The sequence below is a fragment of the Neobacillus sp. PS3-12 genome, from assembly GCF_030915385.1.
GTDB lineage: Bacteria > Bacillota > Bacilli > Bacillales > Cytobacillaceae > JAEVLT01.
Genome location: NZ_CP133268.1, coordinates 2467474 through 2481940, shown reverse-complemented (window position 1 = coordinate 2481940; position 14467 = coordinate 2467474). Strand labels below are relative to the sequence as shown.

Genomic DNA, 14467 nt, shown 5'->3' with positions numbered 1-14467 from the left:
ATGCCGGAATATGCAAAATTTGTTGATGTTACCAAATGTGATGGCTGCCGTGCCTGCATGGTTGCTTGCAAAAACTGGAATGACCTTCCAGCAGAACCTGAGGCTTTCCTTGGCAGTGTCCAAGCCCATAAAAATGTTACAGCAGATACCTGGAATAACCTGCAATACATTGAGCATGTAAATGGATCAGGAAGTCTGGAATATTTATTCCGCCATTCAACCTGCTTCCACTGTCATGATGCTGCGTGTGAAAAGGTTTGTCCTGAAGATGCCATCAGTTATACAAAATTTGGCACAGTTGTAATCGATCATGATAAATGCGTTGGCTGCGGCTATTGTGTGAACAACTGTCCTTTTGAAGTGATATCCTTGAAAACATACGAGGATCAATATGGCAAGGAATATCGCAAGTCACAAAAATGTACAATGTGTACGGATCGTCTTGAAGAGGGCCTGCAGCCTGCGTGCGTTACGACTTGTCATACAGGTTCGCTGCAGTTTGGTGAAAAAACGGCCATGCTTCAAAAAGCACAGCAACGCTTGCAGGAAGTAAAGGGGCGTTTCCCTAATGCACAAATTTATAATCCATCAGGTGTAGGTGGAACGAATACAATCTATGTTTTAGCAGAAAAACCTTCCGTTTATGGTCTGCCTGAAGATCCAAAGGTTCCAATGTCTGCGTTAGCCTGGAAAGACTATGCACAGCCAATTGGAAAGATGATGCTTGGGGCTACTACAATGGCTGTTGTCGGTGCGTTTATTACCAACAGGCTGTTTAATAAAGCAGCAAATAGTCAGGTGGAAGACGGAGGTGAAAGTGATGAGTAATAGAAGCGGAGTGAAAGTACGTCGTTTTTCTAAAGGGTTTGTTGTTGCGCATGGTGTGAATGCTATTTCATTTTTAGCACTCTATATTACGGCCTTGCCAATGTACGCCCATTCCTTTAGCTGGTTATTTCCTGTTCTTGGCGGACCGGCAAATGCTAGATTGCTTCATCGGATTTTTGCATGCATCTTTGTGACACCAACAATAATTTATTTAATTATGGATCCTAAAGGATTAGCCCTTTGGATGAAAGAGCTAATCACATGGAAAAAACGTGATGTTCAATTTTTCACTGAGTTTGTGAAGGATCTTTTCGGGTTTAAATTTAAACATGTCCGCCAAACATTTTACAATGCTGGTGAAAAAGTGAACTCAATGCTTCAAGTTTTATGTGCACTGATGATTATTTGCTCAGGCATCACAATGTGGTTCTCGCAATATTTCCCAAGAGCGGTTGTTCAGTGGGGATACCTTTTCCATGATATCGGTTTTGGTCTTGCGATTGCAGTCGTTGTTGGCCATGTCTATTTGAGTGTTGTTCATAAAAACTCAAGACCAGGATATACTGGAGTAATCACTGGTGAGGTCCCTGCATGGTGGGCAAGAGAACATCACACAGACTGGTACGATGAAGAAGTAGCAAAAGGAAACTTCCCTAAAATCGACAAAGGCTCAAAGAAAAAAGAAAAAGGCGCTTAAGCTAGTAAAATAGTATCTAAAGGAATGGCTGATAAGTCTGCGCAGCCGTTCCTTTAAAACTAGGCTGTGTTAAAGGAAATTGTTGATTTTTAGCGATGTTGATTGGAGCGGAAGGCGCGCAGACTCCTGCGGGATGAAGAGGCGTCTTCCGACCCCACAGGCGCCAAAGCGCCGAGGAGGCTCCAGGACCTCCCCGCGGAAAGCAAGTGCCCGGAGCGGAAATCAACCACCCATTTAACGCAGCCAAACTACCAGAAAGGATTTAGTGCGATGAAAACAACTGTTGTTTCGAAGGAGTATAAAGCACTTCATCAATCAATCCAGGACTTACAAAAAGAATGGAAAAAGGAATTAAACCCAGAAGCGGTCCAACCAAAATTGGACAAAGCTGCCCTTCAAGCAGGCATACCGGTTGTATCGCTAACTTCCTTTCAATTTGATTTTCCCCTATATATAAAATGGATAAAGGAATTAGCCAAATTTTTGTATCCAAATAGTCAGAGTTCATCTAGCAGTGAACAAATAGTAAATAGTATAATGAATGAAGAAATGGCCAAGAGTTGGATCGAAGCGGCAATCTCATGTAACCATATCTATTTTCATGAATTTGCCGAGAAAAATCAGATAGATGAATGGTTTCTGCCATTTGTGGCTGAAATGGCTGTTCGCCCATATTTACAAGTTCTTGCTGATAAAGTTCAAAGTAAAGTTGACGATTGGCTGCCGGGATCAGGCTGTCCTGTCTGCGGCGAACCCGTAAGATTATCGCAGCTTGAAGGAGAGGGCAAAAAGGTTGTCCATTGTCCGCGCTGTCTTTTTCACTGGAACGTAAATCGTTTGACTTGTTGTCATTGTGGAAATAAAAACCACGAGACCATTCGCTTTCTTACGATTGAAGAAGATCCAGCATCGCAAATTCAAGTGTGCGAAGAATGCCATGGCTATACAAAAATGATTGATACAAGACAATATCTCGCTAAGCCGGAAAGCTACATGCTGGACTTGACAACCCTCCATCTTGACTTTATTGCCCAGGAAAACGGCTATCTGGCAGCAGTCGAGAAAAAGGATTTAAATAAAAATTAAGCTAGTTTTAGCTCATTGTTGATTGGAGCGGAAGGTGCGAAGACTCCGAGGAGGCTCGCCGGAACGCCCGCGAACCGCTCGCATCTGGAGCGGAAATCAACAATCTAAATAAATGTTGAGGAGTGAATGAATATGTTATCAAATATCGGTGTTCCTGGATTAGTTATCATCTTAGTTATTGCACTAGTTGTCTTTGGCCCTAAAAAACTTCCTGAGCTTGGAAAAGCTGTAGGACAAACATTAAGAGAATTTAAAAATTCAACAGCAGGATTAATTGAAGATGAAAAAGACAACGTTGTAAAAATTGTAAAATCAGAACCTGACCAAAAAGCAAAATAAAGCAACTCTAATCTGATTTGGGATTAAGGAAGGGGGTGACAAAAGTGACAGAAAAAAATCTTAATGTTGTCGACCACTTAGATGAATTACGTAAAAGAATTATTATTGTTGGTGTTGCTTTTGTGATCTTTCTCGTGATCGGTTTTATGTATGTAAATGATATTTATACATTCTTTATGGGAAATCTGCATCAAAAGCTCCTTGTATTAGGACCCAGTGATGTGATTCGGATTTATTTTCAACTTGCCGCAGTCGTTGCTTTTGCCGGAACCATTCCGGTTGCAGCTTGGCAAATTTGGTTATTTGTTAAACCCGGCCTTCACCCAAAGGAAAGAAAAGTAGCATTAGCCTATATCCCAGCATTATTTATTTTGTTTATTGGTGGAATCTCATTTGGATACTTCTTCATCTTCCCTAATATTTTAAGATTCCTGACAAACCTTGCTTCAAATATGATGATGACAAGCTTTACTGCTGAGAATTACTTTGGCTTTTTAATGAACATTACCTTGCCGTTTGGGATCGCCTTTGAATTGCCATTGGTGATGATGTTTCTGACTTCTTTAGGGATTGTTAATCCGTATACGTTGACGAAGTTAAGAAAATATGCGTATTTTGTTTTGGTTGTTATTGCAACTCTGATTTCACCGCCTGAATTTATTTCTCATATCTCAGTTGCGATACCATTAATTCTAATCTATGAAATAAGCGCATTGCTCTCAAAAATTGTTTATAAGAGAAAACTAAAAAAACAAAGCCTCGAGGAACAGGAAGAAGATGACCAGCCTTCTGTTCAAGCTTAATTTATTCCCATAAAATAGTTCCCGCTTTGGGAACTATTTTATGACATTTCACGGATTCTCTAAATAAGGAGGGCGCAAAAATGAACGCAGGTGCCATCATCTTCAGCCGGCGGAAAATCAACAAGAATGGGAACAAACAAGGCATTATTAAAAATTCAGGATACGCCCAACGTGGAAAGAATCGTAAATGTTTTACGCCCTGATTTTCCCCATCCAGTTCTCGTTACCAATGACCCCGATCATTATCATTTTTTAGGGATAAAAACCGTCAAGGATTATTTCCCTGGAAAAGGACCCCTCGCCGGAATACATGCCGGATTAATTGCCTCACCTTATGAGGTCAATGTTAGTGCAGCCTGTGACATGCCATTTGTTTCAGCAGAACTAGCTAGGGTCCTCATCGAAAAAAGCCATCATTACGATGCGGTTATTCCTGTTATTGGCGGCAAGCAGCAGCCCTTGTTTGCCGTGTATAAAAAGACATTAATTGATGTAATTGAAGAAAAGATTAAAAATGATAAACTTCGTATGAAAGATCTGCTCAATGAGGTGAACGTCCTTTACGTAACTGAACAGGAATTAAAGGTCGATGACAATTTTGAGAGGATTTTTTTTAATATGAACCAACCACATGAGTATGAAGAAGCGTTACAATTAGCTCAAGACAAACACTCGGGAAAGGGGGAATTAACACCATGCAATTTTTTAAAGTGAAAACAGTGGAAGAAACATTTCAAATGATTGATGAACTAATTCCGGTAACCCAAAAAACAGAAGTCAGGAAGTTGGAAAACGCGCTTCACTATATTCTAGCAGAGCCGATCATCGCCACCGAGAACGTTCCAGGGTTCGACCGCTCCACAGTAGACGGCTATGCGGTTAGAGCAAGTGATACCTATGGCTCATCAGAATCCATGCCAGGGTTTTTAAACATGGTTGGCGAAGTAAAAATGGGAGAAATGGCAAGCCATCCAGTTGGATCAGGCCAGGCGATTTATGTTCCAACAGGAGGAATGCTACCTCCTAAAAGTGACAGCGTTATCATGATCGAACATTGCGAGGATATTGATGGGCTCCTAAATACATACAAACAAGTAGCACCTGGTGAGAATGTCATCCGTAAAGGTGAAGATATAAAAGAAGGCGAAGTTCTTCTTGAAGCCGGAACAAAATTGCGTCCGCAGGAATTAGGGGCTATCGCAGCATTGGGAGTCACAGAAGTTACCGTGTTTCGCCGCTTAAAGGTCGGCTACCTATCTTCCGGGGATGAAATTGTCCCATTTGAAACAAAAACAATTGAAGTTGGGCAAATTCGTGATATCAACCATCTGACAATTGCTGGGCTGGCTAACGAGTGGGACATCGATGTTGTTTATGGCGGGATTGTGAAAGATGATTACAAGATCTTCCAACAAAAGGCACAGGAAATCTATAATGAGGTTGACTGCTTAATCCTTTCAGGCGGAAGTTCAGTCGGTGCCAAAGATTATACCACCGAAGTGATTCAGTCACTTGGTGACCCGGGAGTATTCGTTCATGGCATTTCGATTAAACCAGGAAAGCCAACCATTCTGGCATTGGCAAACAGTAAGCCAGTCATCGGTTTACCGGGACACCCAGCCTCAGCGATGATTATCTTCCGTTTGTTTGGTGAAAGAATTTTGAAAAAGCTGTCGGGCCAAACGCTTGAAAAGAAGCCTGACCGTGTTTTTGCCAAAATAACGAAAAATATTCCGTCCGCCCCAGGCAGGTCTGATTATATCCGAGTGAAATTATTGGAAAAGGATAGCGAGTGGTGGGCAGAGCCGATTATCGGAAAGTCGGGACTGATAACAACACTTGTCAAAAGTGACGGGATTGTCGAAATCCATTCAGAAAAAGAGGGTATTTTACAGGGCGAATACGTCCCAGTTATTTTGTCACGATAGGGGGAGCATATATGATTGAAGAACGCTATAAACGCAAAATTTACTTGCAGGACAAACCCCGGGAGGAAGCAAAACAAGAATTGCTAAAAGCCTTCGATTTGCCCTTTGGAATAGAGAACATCCCGACCACAGTAGCACTTGGCCGGGTAACGGCGGAGCCGATTTTTGCAGCAATTTCCGTTCCGCATTACCATGCATCGGCAATGGACGGAATTGCGGTCGTAGCGGAGGACACTTACAGTGCACACGAACAGCATCCGCTGCACCTAACCTTGGGAGACCAGTTCGTCTATGTGAATACAGGCAACGCCCTTCCACGACCTTTTGATGCGGTTATTATGATTGAACATGTTAATATGATTGACGAACATACGATTGAAATTATTGAACCAGCAACGCCGTGGCAGCATATCCGCCCAATTGGCGAAGATATTGTCCAGGAAGAAATGCTTTTTCCGCAGGGTCATAAATTAAGGCCTGCTGACCTAGGTGTGCTGCTGGCCTCACGGGCAACATCCGTTTCGGTTATTAAAAAACCAGTTGTGACGATTATTCCAACAGGGAGTGAACTTATTACACCAGAAGAGCAGCTTGCCGATGGAAAGATTGTTGAATTTAATGGCACAGTTTTTGCTAACTTCATCAAAGACTGGGGCGGGGAGCCAAAGCTTCATGATATTGTTTTGGACCAGCCTGAGCATATTAAACAAGCATTGCTCGAGGCAGCTGAAAGCTCTGACATTGTGGTCATCAATGCCGGCTCATCTGCAGGTTCAAAGGATTATACGGTACATATGATTGAAGAATTAGGCACGGTGTATACCCATGGTGTCGCCGCACGGCCAGGTAAACCAGCCATTTTAGGAAAAATAAATGGCAAAATTATTGTTGGTGTTCCAGGCTATCCGGTTTCAGCCTATCTTGCCTTGGAATGGTTCGTCCGTCCCTTGATTTGTGATTATTTACAAATTCCTGAGCCAAAAAGGCAGACCGTTCCCGTTACATTGGGACGGAGAATTGTTTCGACGATGGGCCAAGAAGATTGGGTACGGATGACCATTGGCTATGTAAATGGACAATATATTGCAAATCCCTTAACAAGGGCAGCAGGCGTAACGATGTCATATGTTCGTGCGGACGGCATGCTCGTAGTACCACCAGACTTGATTGGCTATGAGCAAGGGGAAACAGTAGAAATCGAGCTGTTGCGCCCATTAGAGGAAATCAAAAATGCGATTGTGTTTTGCGGCAGCCACGATTTAACGATCGATTTATTGTCGGTTGAGCTCAAGGAAAGAAAGCATGAAATGAGTATTGTTTCTTCCCACGTTGGCAGTATGGCGGGGCTTATGGCAATCCGAAAAGGCGAAGCACATGTAGCGGGTATTCACTTGCTCGATCCGAAAACAAAGCAATATAATGTTACATATGTAAAAAGACTAATGGCAGGTATGGACGTTGTCCTTTATCCATTTTTAAAAAGAAAACAAGGCTGGATGGTCCCTGAAGGCAACCCACTTGGAATTGAAAAGGTCCAGGACCTCGTTGAAAAAGCGGCACATTTTGTTAACCGCCAAAAAGGGGCAGGAACAAGAATTCTCTTTGATCTCTTGCTAAATGAGGCGGAGCTAGAGGCAGACCAAATCAATGGCTACAGAAGGGAAATGTTTTCTCACTTAGCGGTTGCTGCTGAAGTGGATGGTGACCGGGAAGCAGCCGGCCTCGGAATTTATCCTGCTGCAAAGGCAATGGGGCTTTCCTTTATTCCAGTTGCAGATGAGGAATATGATTTGATCATGACAAGAGCCTTTTTTGAAAGTGAAAAAGGGAAAATACTCCGAAATGTGATTTTGTCAGATTCCTTTAAAAGCAGTGTGGAAAGGATTGGCGGCTACGAGGTTGTCGCAACAGATATTCCTAAGTCGGTATAGTATGATACACCAATGGAAGGCGGGATCTTATGAACTATGAAATTTCAAAAGAGCCAATTAATATTCAAGCGGTCATAGATAAGGTAGTGGAACGTGAAGCTGGTGCGATCACCACCTTTATTGGAACGGTTCGCGAATTAACGCACGGCAAAAAGACGTTATTTTTAATCTATGAAGCTTATGAAAGTATGGCCGTGAAAAAGCTTGAGCAAATTGGTAAAGAAATCGGCGAACGCTGGCCTGATGCCAAGGTGGCCATTACCCACCGTGTCGGCCATTTGGACATAACCGATGTTGCTGTTGTCATTGCTGTTTCAACGCCGCACCGCGCTGATGCCTATGAAGCAAACCGTTATGCGATCGAACGAATCAAACAAATTGTGCCAATCTGGAAAAAAGAACATTGGGAAAACGGCGATAGCTGGATTGGCAATCAGCTGGAAACAGTCAGTTACCCGACCGGTAAGCCTCAAGAGGAGAATTTACATGAATAAAGTATTATTTTTTGCCCACTTGCGCGATGCTGTTGGTGCGGAAGAAGTGCAAATGGATGCTGCAGGTAAAACAGTCGCAGCATTGAAGGCAGAAGTCACGGAAAATTATAAACTGGCGAAAATGGATACGGTTATGACGGCCATCAATGAGGAATTTGCTCAAGATGATGAAATCATCAACGAGGGAGACACCATTGCTTTTATCCCGCCAGTCAGTGGTGGTTGAGATGAACGAGCGTTATTCACGGCAGATTCTTTTTCCGGCATTGGGAAAGAGGGTCAAGCAAAAATCAAGAGTAAACATGTGCTGATCGTTGGTGCCGGGGCACTTGGCTCAGGCAATGCCGAGGTACTTGTACGCGCAGGTGCGGGAAAAGTAACGATCATTGACCGTGATTATGTCGAGGAGAGCAATCTGCAGCGCCAGCAGCTGTACACCGAAGAGGACGTGGCTGAAAAGCTTCCGAAAGCAGCAGCGGCAAAGAAGCGCCTTGCGGTGATTAACTCTGAGGTTGAAGTGCAGGCGATCATTGGCGATGCCACCCCTGGAGTGTTAGAAGGATTAGTCTCTGATGTGGACTTGATCATAGATGCCACCGATAATTTTGAAACAAGAATGATGATCAACGATGTCTCGCAAAAGTACAAGGTTCCGTGGATTTACGGTGCCTGTGTTGGAAGTTTTGGCATGAGTTTTACGATTATCCCTGGAAAAACACCATGCTTAAATTGCTTGCTGCGAACGATTCCGCTTCAAGGAATGACATGTGATACGGGTGGGATTATTGGCCCTGCCGTCCAAATGGTGATTGCCCATCAAACGGCTGAAAGCTTGAAAATTCTAGCCGAGGACTGGGATGCAGTGCGCTCGACCTTTGTCAGTTTTGATCTATGGCGTAATCAATATACAACAATGAAAATGTCCAAGGCCAAGTTTGCTGGCTGTTTATCTTGTGGGGAAAACCCAACCTATCCATACCTGGATTATGAAAATATGACGAAAACCACGGTGCTGTGCGGCCGTGATACGGTGCAAATTCGTCCGTCGAGTCCTGGAGAGATTTCGCTTGAACAGCTGGCACAGCAACTGGGGGGCCTTGGACTTCAGGTGAAAGGGAACCCTTATCTCTTGTCAGTCGATATCGATCCCGAGCGTATCGTGATTTTTAAAGATGGCCGCGCCCTGATCCACGGTACAAAGGATTTAACCCATGCGAAATCTGTCTATCAACGAATATTAGGGTAAGAAAAGCATAAACTAGAGAGGATGTCTATTGGGGCATCCTCATTAGTTTAGCCTAATATGATCGAAGGTGAATATATGAATGTTCGAATTGAAAAAGATTCTATTGGTGAGATTGAAGTGGCAAGAGACAAATTATGGGGGGCGCAAACACAGCGCAGCTTCCAAAATTTTAAGATTGGCATCGAAAAAATGCCCCTACAAGTCGTTTATGCCTTGGCCATGACTAAAAGGTGCGCCGCTTCTGTAAATCAAAAATTGGGTAAGATAGAAAAAGATAAAGCGGATGCCATCGCTGCTGCGGCAGATGAAATTGCAAGAGGAAAATGGGACGATCAATTTCCTCTTGCTGTATGGCAAACAGGAAGCGGGACCCAAACCAATATGAATGTAAATGAAGTGATTGCCCATCGCGGGAATCAGTTATTAGCGGAAAAGGGCAAGAGCCTTAAGCTTCATCCCAATGATGATGTCAATCGTTCCCAAAGCTCCAATGATACCTTTCCAACCGCGATGCACATTGCCGCTGTCCTGGCTGTAGAGGACGGCTTGCTGCCTGCTTTAGAAGGTTTAAAAAAGACGCTGCAGCAAAAGGTGACTGATTTTAAAGATATCATTAAAATCGGCAGAACCCATCTCCAGGATGCAACTCCATTGACACTTGGCCAGGAGGTTAGCGGCTGGCAGCGAATGCTTGAAAAGAATGAGGAAATGATCAAGCAAAGTGTTCATTTCATGAAAGAGCTCGCCATTGGGGGAACGGCAGTTGGGACGGGATTAAATACACCTCCTCATTTTGGTGATCAGGTTGCGGCGGAAATTAGCTCTTTAACTGGCAAAACATTTATTTCTGCCCCCAATAAATTTCATGGGTTAACAAGCCATGATGAAATCACGTTTACACATGGTGCCTTGAAGGCATTGGCCGCAGACCTTATGAAAATAGCAAATGATGTGAGGTGGATGGCAAGCGGGCCGCGTAGCGGCATCGGAGAGATTAAAATTCCAGCAAATGAACCAGGAAGTTCAATTATGCCCGGTAAAGTCAATCCAACGCAAACGGAAGCGATGACGATGGTCGCTTGTCAAGTCATGGGCAACGACAGTACGATTGGCTTTGCGGCAAGCCAAGGTAATTTTGAGTTAAATGTTTTTAAACCCGTCATTATTTATAATTTTCTTCAATCTGTGACCTTATTGGCTGACGCTATTCGTTCATTTGATGATCATTGTGCAAAAGGAATAGAACCAAATTTGAGCGTGATTGAACAAAATCTCAAAAACTCGCTGATGCTTGTGACAGCGCTTAATCCTCATATTGGCTATGAAAAAGCAGCAACGATTGCTAAATTAGCCTACAAAGAAGGGTCAACGCTAAAAGAAGCAGCATTGAAGAGTGGCTTTTTGACGGAGCAGGAATTTGATCAAATGGTAAGACCGGAAAAAATGATTCGTCCTGAAGGGGAGTAAGGACGTAAAGGCTGATTTCCCAAGGAAATGAGCCTTTTTCATGCACATTTCGACTTGTTTCACGTGGAACAGGAAAATATTGTCGGCTAATACATATCATTCGAACGTTTCGTCCATATCATGTACAATAAAATGGAGATTGAGGGGTGCCTGATGAATGAATATTTCCGTTCAAAAATTATTAGCGAAAATGGAAGAAGAACTCGCAACTGTTAAGAAGGAAAACTTGCAGGAAAAGGTTTACTCGATTAAAACATTGTGCGAGCTCATTTTGGATGAAAAACAGATAAAAAGGGAGTCACCAGCCCCATTACAAGTAACAACACAGGGGTTTATTCAGCAGCCAATGATTCCAAAAAAATTAGTGGTGGATGAAGAATCGAACGGTGATTCGTTATTTGATTTTTAGTGAGAGGGGAAAAGAGAAATGAAGGTTTTTATTATTGTTGGAGCGATCAATGCCTTTTTGGCCGTGGCACTGGGGGCGTTTGGCGCACATGGATTGAAGGATCGACTGGATGCTCATTATTTGGACATCTGGAAAACAGGTGTTACCTATCAAATGTTCCACGCACTTGGCATTTTAGCGGTTGCCATGCTTCTTGGTAAAGCAGCGACGAGTTCCCTATTTACCTGGTCAGGATGGCTGATGCTCATTGGCATCATTTTATTTAGCGGAAGTCTTTACCTGCTAAGCCTGACAAAAGTAAGCATCTTAGGCGCCATCACCCCACTTGGCGGCGTATCATTCTTAGCTGCCTGGATTTTGATGATCATTGGGGCTGTAAAGCATTTTTAATGAAAAAGAGGATGACCAATTGTGGTCATCCTCCTGCTTTATCTTGGCGGATAAGTAGCCATACCGCCTCCGCCAAACTGTTGCTCATATTCGACTTCCTCAGTAAAAGTAACATAATCTAGATGAACCATCGGAATTAAATACCGTTCGCAGGTTTGCGGGTCACTCAAAATCAAATGGTCCCGTCCCGCAGCTTCAATAATCCCCACAAACTCCTTTGCATTCCACTGATTGTTGTTTTCAAAAGTGGTAAAGACATGAACTAATTTTCCCTTATTTAACCTTAAAATATTTTCAATATAGGACTGCTCAAGCGGCAGCATACCTGGAACGCTGCCAGCCGCACCGCCGCCACCCATACCGCCTGGCATCCCGCGGGCCATTCCTCCTCCAGGCATTCCGCCGCTTTGGGGCTGCATTGGCGGAAAGCCGCCAGATTGGCTCGGAAATGGCATTCCTTGTTGCCGCTGTGCATTAGGATATCCTTGATATCCTTGTGGATTGTAATACTGATTCATGAAGATCCCTCCTAAAAATAACTATATGTTATTCTCTTTTTCTAAGGACAATGGTCTCAGGTAAGTAAGATCTAACATTCTCACCTCTCTTTAAATGAGGACCTATCTTGCTAGGGAAAAAGAAATGAAGTATTTGGAAACAATCACTGTTTAAATAGTATGTGGGCGAGGGGGTGAATATGACCGGGAAAAGAAAAGCTCCCAGCCTGTGGCTAAGAGCTTGATTTGATTCATTTTATACTTGTAAAAAACTTGAGACTCTTTCTTCTTTTAGGATGTTGCCAACAAAGAAAGAACCAAACTCGCCGTAGCGTGCACTTACTTCATCAAAGCGCATTTCATAGACAAGCTTTTTAAATTGGAGGACATCATCAGCAAACAAAGTAACGCCCCATTCGTAATCATCAAAGCCAACAGATCCGGTAATGATCTGTTTCACTTTGCCGGCATACTGGCGGCCAATCATCCCGTGGCTGTACATCAGCTTTTTGCGATCTTCCATCGGAAGCATATACCAGTTATCATTTCCCTGACGGCGCTTGTCCATTGGATAAAAACAAACATAATTTGCTTTAGGTAATTTAGGATAAAGGCGCGCTAAAATTTGCGGATTTTGATATGGGTCCTCTGTTGCCGGCAAATAATTGCTTAATTCCACAACGGATACATAAGAATGAGCAGGAACCGTGAATTCTGCTAACTTCGTTTTGTTGAATTCCGTTTCAATTTCATTTAATTCTTCCATTGTTGGACGCATAATCATCATCATAAAGTCAGCCTTTTGGCCAACAACTGTATATAAGGCATGGCTGCCTTCGTTACGGTCCTGGGTCGTATTCCATTTTTCAATCAGACTTAAAAACTCGTGAATGGTAGATTGGCGTTCATCACTTGAAAGCATCTTCCAGGTTGTCCAATCGACAGTGCGGAAATCATGCAAACAATACCAACCATCAAGTGTTTGCGCTGCTTCACTCATTTATAATCACTCCTATATAAGAATTGTGCTCATTGTACATACTATACCATAGTTTCACCATTAGTTATGAGAATAAAACCTCATCGTTAAGCGAAAACTTATCATGTGCGAGGATACAAATTTTTCGAAAAGAAAAAATTTTAGTAGAAGCGATATTTTCGCTTGAATTATCAAATAGGTAAAGTATGCTATTAAAGGGAGAAAAACTTATACATACCGAATGCAAGGAGGAATTATTGTGAGTGATTTATTTGAAGGATTAAAACAAAAAATTTCCGGTCGCAATGTGAAAATTGTTTTTCCAGAAGGATTGGATGAGCGGATTTTAAAAGCAGCCGGCCGTTTGGCAACAGAAAGACTTTTAACACCTATTTTGGTTGGAAATATCGAAGCTGTGCAAGCAAAAGCAAGTGAACTAGGTGTGAACCTTGATAATGCAGAAATCTATGATCCACAAAGCTATGCTGGAATGGATGAACTTGTTGCTGCATTCGTTGATCGCCGTAAAGGAAAAGCGACTGAAGAGGATGCGCGTAAAATCCTGCTTGACGAAAATTACTTTGGAACGATGCTTGTTTATTTGAAAAAAGCAGAGGGTTTAGTCAGCGGTGCGGCTCACTCTACAGCTGATACGGTTCGCCCTGCGCTCCAAATTATTAAAACGAAACAAGGCGTGACTAAAACTTCTGGTGTATTCATCATGGTTCGCGATGATGAAAAATATGTGTTTGCTGATTGTGCCATCAACATTGCACCAGACAGCAACGACCTTGCTGAAATCGCGATTGAAAGTGCAAAAACTGCACAAATGTTTGATGTCGATCCACGCGTTGCAATGTTAAGTTTTTCAACAAAGGGTTCAGCAAAATCTGAGGAAACAGAAAAGGTTTCTGCTGCAGTTGCGGAAGCACAGCGCCGCGCACCTGAGCTTGTGCTTGATGGTGAATTCCAATTTGATGCTGCATTTGTTCCATCTGTAGCAAAAAGCAAAGCACCTGGTTCACCAATTCAAGGCGATGCGAACGTCTTTATTTTCCCAAGCCTAGAAGCAGGAAATATTGGCTACAAAATTGCTCAGCGCTTAGGTAAGTTTGAAGCAGTTGGCCCAATCCTTCAAGGTTTAAACCAGCCTGTGAACGACTTATCACGCGGTTGTAATGAAGAAGATGTCTACAAGCTGGCATTAATTACGGCTGGACAAACTTTATAATAGGTTTAGGAGCTGGTCCTTTGCGGCCGGCTTTTTTGATTCTACGGATAAATGGAGGTGGTTCACGGATATATCGGATTGTACGGATAAAGGAGGAAAAAGTTCGGATAAAAGAAGGATATGTTCGGAAAAGAAGGTGGAG

General features: G+C 42.9%; 16 protein-coding genes and 1 pseudogene. 15 read left to right on the top strand and 2 right to left on the bottom strand.

Annotated elements, in window-relative coordinates; genetic code table 11:
* The 14 genes and pseudogenes from RCG17_RS12580 (at position 1) to RCG17_RS12515 (ending at position 11618) form a co-directional block, all read left to right on the top strand.
* The gene (locus tag RCG17_RS12580) at positions 1-828 is read left to right on the top strand and encodes a 4Fe-4S dicluster domain-containing protein (protein WP_308175468.1); all 828 of its coding nucleotides are present in this window, start codon (positions 1-3) and stop codon (positions 826-828) included.
* Complete coding sequence (locus tag RCG17_RS12575) at positions 821-1525, top strand: formate dehydrogenase subunit gamma (RefSeq protein ID WP_308175467.1); 705 nt, start codon at positions 821-823, stop codon at positions 1523-1525. Before RCG17_RS12580 ends, RCG17_RS12575 begins: the two co-directional genes overlap by 8 nt.
* Positions 1526-1795: 270 nt before the next feature.
* The gene (locus RCG17_RS12570; protein WP_308175466.1) at positions 1796-2611 is read left to right on the top strand and encodes a formate dehydrogenase accessory protein FdhE; all 816 of its coding nucleotides are present in this window, start codon (positions 1796-1798) and stop codon (positions 2609-2611) included.
* A gap of 132 nt (positions 2612-2743) precedes the next feature.
* Positions 2744-2950 carry a twin-arginine translocase TatA/TatE family subunit gene (locus RCG17_RS12565; RefSeq protein ID WP_308175465.1) on the top strand — a complete coding sequence of 69 codons (207 nt, stop codon included), beginning with the start codon at positions 2744-2746 and terminating at the stop codon, positions 2948-2950.
* Between the two features lie 44 nt (positions 2951-2994).
* The gene (gene tatC / locus RCG17_RS12560; protein ID WP_308175464.1) at positions 2995-3753 is read left to right on the top strand and encodes a twin-arginine translocase subunit TatC; all 759 of its coding nucleotides are present in this window, start codon (positions 2995-2997) and stop codon (positions 3751-3753) included.
* 90 nt (positions 3754-3843) lie between these two features.
* Complete coding sequence (locus tag RCG17_RS12555; RefSeq protein ID WP_308175463.1) at positions 3844-4467, top strand: molybdenum cofactor guanylyltransferase; 624 nt, start codon at positions 3844-3846, stop codon at positions 4465-4467.
* Positions 4449-5681: a molybdopterin molybdotransferase MoeA gene (gene glp / locus RCG17_RS12550; RefSeq protein ID WP_308175462.1), complete on the top strand. Its 1233-nt coding sequence runs from the start codon at positions 4449-4451 to the stop codon at positions 5679-5681. Before RCG17_RS12555 ends, glp begins: the two co-directional genes overlap by 19 nt.
* An 11-nt stretch (positions 5682-5692) precedes the next feature.
* Entirely contained in the window at positions 5693-7612 is a 1920-nt protein-coding gene (locus RCG17_RS12545) for a molybdopterin biosynthesis protein (RefSeq protein WP_308175461.1), read from the top strand.
* A 29-nt stretch (positions 7613-7641) separates the two neighbouring features.
* Entirely contained in the window at positions 7642-8106 is a 465-nt protein-coding gene (locus tag RCG17_RS12540; RefSeq protein ID WP_308175460.1) for a molybdenum cofactor biosynthesis protein MoaE, read from the top strand.
* The gene (gene moaD, locus RCG17_RS12535; protein WP_308175459.1) at positions 8099-8332 is read left to right on the top strand and encodes a molybdopterin converting factor subunit 1; all 234 of its coding nucleotides are present in this window, start codon (positions 8099-8101) and stop codon (positions 8330-8332) included. The genes RCG17_RS12540 and moaD overlap by 8 nt, the downstream gene beginning before the upstream one ends.
* A 1-nt stretch (position 8333) precedes the next feature.
* Positions 8334-9352 (top strand): annotated as a pseudogene (locus RCG17_RS12530) (MoeB/ThiF family adenylyltransferase).
* Positions 9353-9427: 75 nt separating this feature from the next.
* Positions 9428-10819: a class II fumarate hydratase gene (gene fumC / locus RCG17_RS12525; protein ID WP_308175458.1), complete on the top strand. Its 1392-nt coding sequence runs from the start codon at positions 9428-9430 to the stop codon at positions 10817-10819.
* Between the two features lie 157 nt (positions 10820-10976).
* The gene (locus RCG17_RS12520) at positions 10977-11228 is read left to right on the top strand and encodes a YwdI family protein (protein WP_308175457.1); all 252 of its coding nucleotides are present in this window, start codon (positions 10977-10979) and stop codon (positions 11226-11228) included.
* Between the two features lie 18 nt (positions 11229-11246).
* The gene (locus tag RCG17_RS12515; protein ID WP_308175456.1) at positions 11247-11618 is read left to right on the top strand and encodes a DUF423 domain-containing protein; all 372 of its coding nucleotides are present in this window, start codon (positions 11247-11249) and stop codon (positions 11616-11618) included.
* A gap of 38 nt (positions 11619-11656) precedes the next feature.
* Here the strand turns inward: RCG17_RS12515 and gerQ are convergent, their stop codons facing one another.
* On the bottom strand, positions 11657-12136 hold the full coding sequence (gene gerQ / locus RCG17_RS12510) for a spore coat protein GerQ (protein ID WP_308175455.1): 480 nt from the start codon (positions 12134-12136) through the stop codon (positions 11657-11659).
* A gap of 235 nt (positions 12137-12371) precedes the next feature.
* Entirely contained in the window at positions 12372-13115 is a 744-nt protein-coding gene (gene hemQ, locus RCG17_RS12505; protein ID WP_308175454.1) for a hydrogen peroxide-dependent heme synthase, read from the bottom strand.
* A gap of 238 nt (positions 13116-13353) precedes the next feature.
* Here hemQ and pta point away from each other — a divergent pair, with 238 nt between their 5' ends.
* Positions 13354-14325, top strand: a complete 972-nt coding sequence (gene pta / locus RCG17_RS12500) for a phosphate acetyltransferase (protein ID WP_308175453.1) — start codon at positions 13354-13356, stop codon at positions 14323-14325.
* Positions 14326-14467 lie beyond the last annotated feature (142 nt).

Excerpts from the sequence above, each read along its gene's own strand:
- RCG17_RS12540 (WP_308175460.1), top strand. The coding sequence starts at position 7,642 with ATGAACTATGAAATTTCAAAAGAGCCAATTAATATTCAAGCGGTCATA.
- RCG17_RS12570 (WP_308175466.1), top strand. The coding sequence starts at position 1,796 with ATGAAAACAACTGTTGTTTCGAAGGAGTATAAAGCACTTCATCAATCA.
- RCG17_RS12520 (WP_308175457.1), top strand. The coding sequence starts at position 10,977 with ATGAATATTTCCGTTCAAAAATTATTAGCGAAAATGGAAGAAGAACTC.
- fumC (WP_308175458.1), top strand. The coding sequence starts at position 9,428 with ATGAATGTTCGAATTGAAAAAGATTCTATTGGTGAGATTGAAGTGGCA.
- RCG17_RS12575 (WP_308175467.1), top strand. The coding sequence starts at position 821 with ATGAGTAATAGAAGCGGAGTGAAAGTACGTCGTTTTTCTAAAGGGTTT.
- RCG17_RS12545 (WP_308175461.1), top strand. The coding sequence starts at position 5,693 with ATGATTGAAGAACGCTATAAACGCAAAATTTACTTGCAGGACAAACCC.
- glp (WP_308175462.1), top strand. The coding sequence starts at position 4,449 with ATGCAATTTTTTAAAGTGAAAACAGTGGAAGAAACATTTCAAATGATT.
- RCG17_RS12515 (WP_308175456.1), top strand. The coding sequence starts at position 11,247 with ATGAAGGTTTTTATTATTGTTGGAGCGATCAATGCCTTTTTGGCCGTG.
- hemQ (WP_308175454.1), bottom strand. The coding sequence starts at position 13,115 with ATGAGTGAAGCAGCGCAAACACTTGATGGTTGGTATTGTTTGCATGAT.
- RCG17_RS12565 (WP_308175465.1), top strand. The coding sequence starts at position 2,744 with ATGTTATCAAATATCGGTGTTCCTGGATTAGTTATCATCTTAGTTATT.
- gerQ (WP_308175455.1), bottom strand. The coding sequence starts at position 12,136 with ATGAATCAGTATTACAATCCACAAGGATATCAAGGATATCCTAATGCA.
- RCG17_RS12580 (WP_308175468.1), top strand. The coding sequence starts at position 1 with ATGCCGGAATATGCAAAATTTGTTGATGTTACCAAATGTGATGGCTGC.
- moaD (WP_308175459.1), top strand. The coding sequence starts at position 8,099 with ATGAATAAAGTATTATTTTTTGCCCACTTGCGCGATGCTGTTGGTGCG.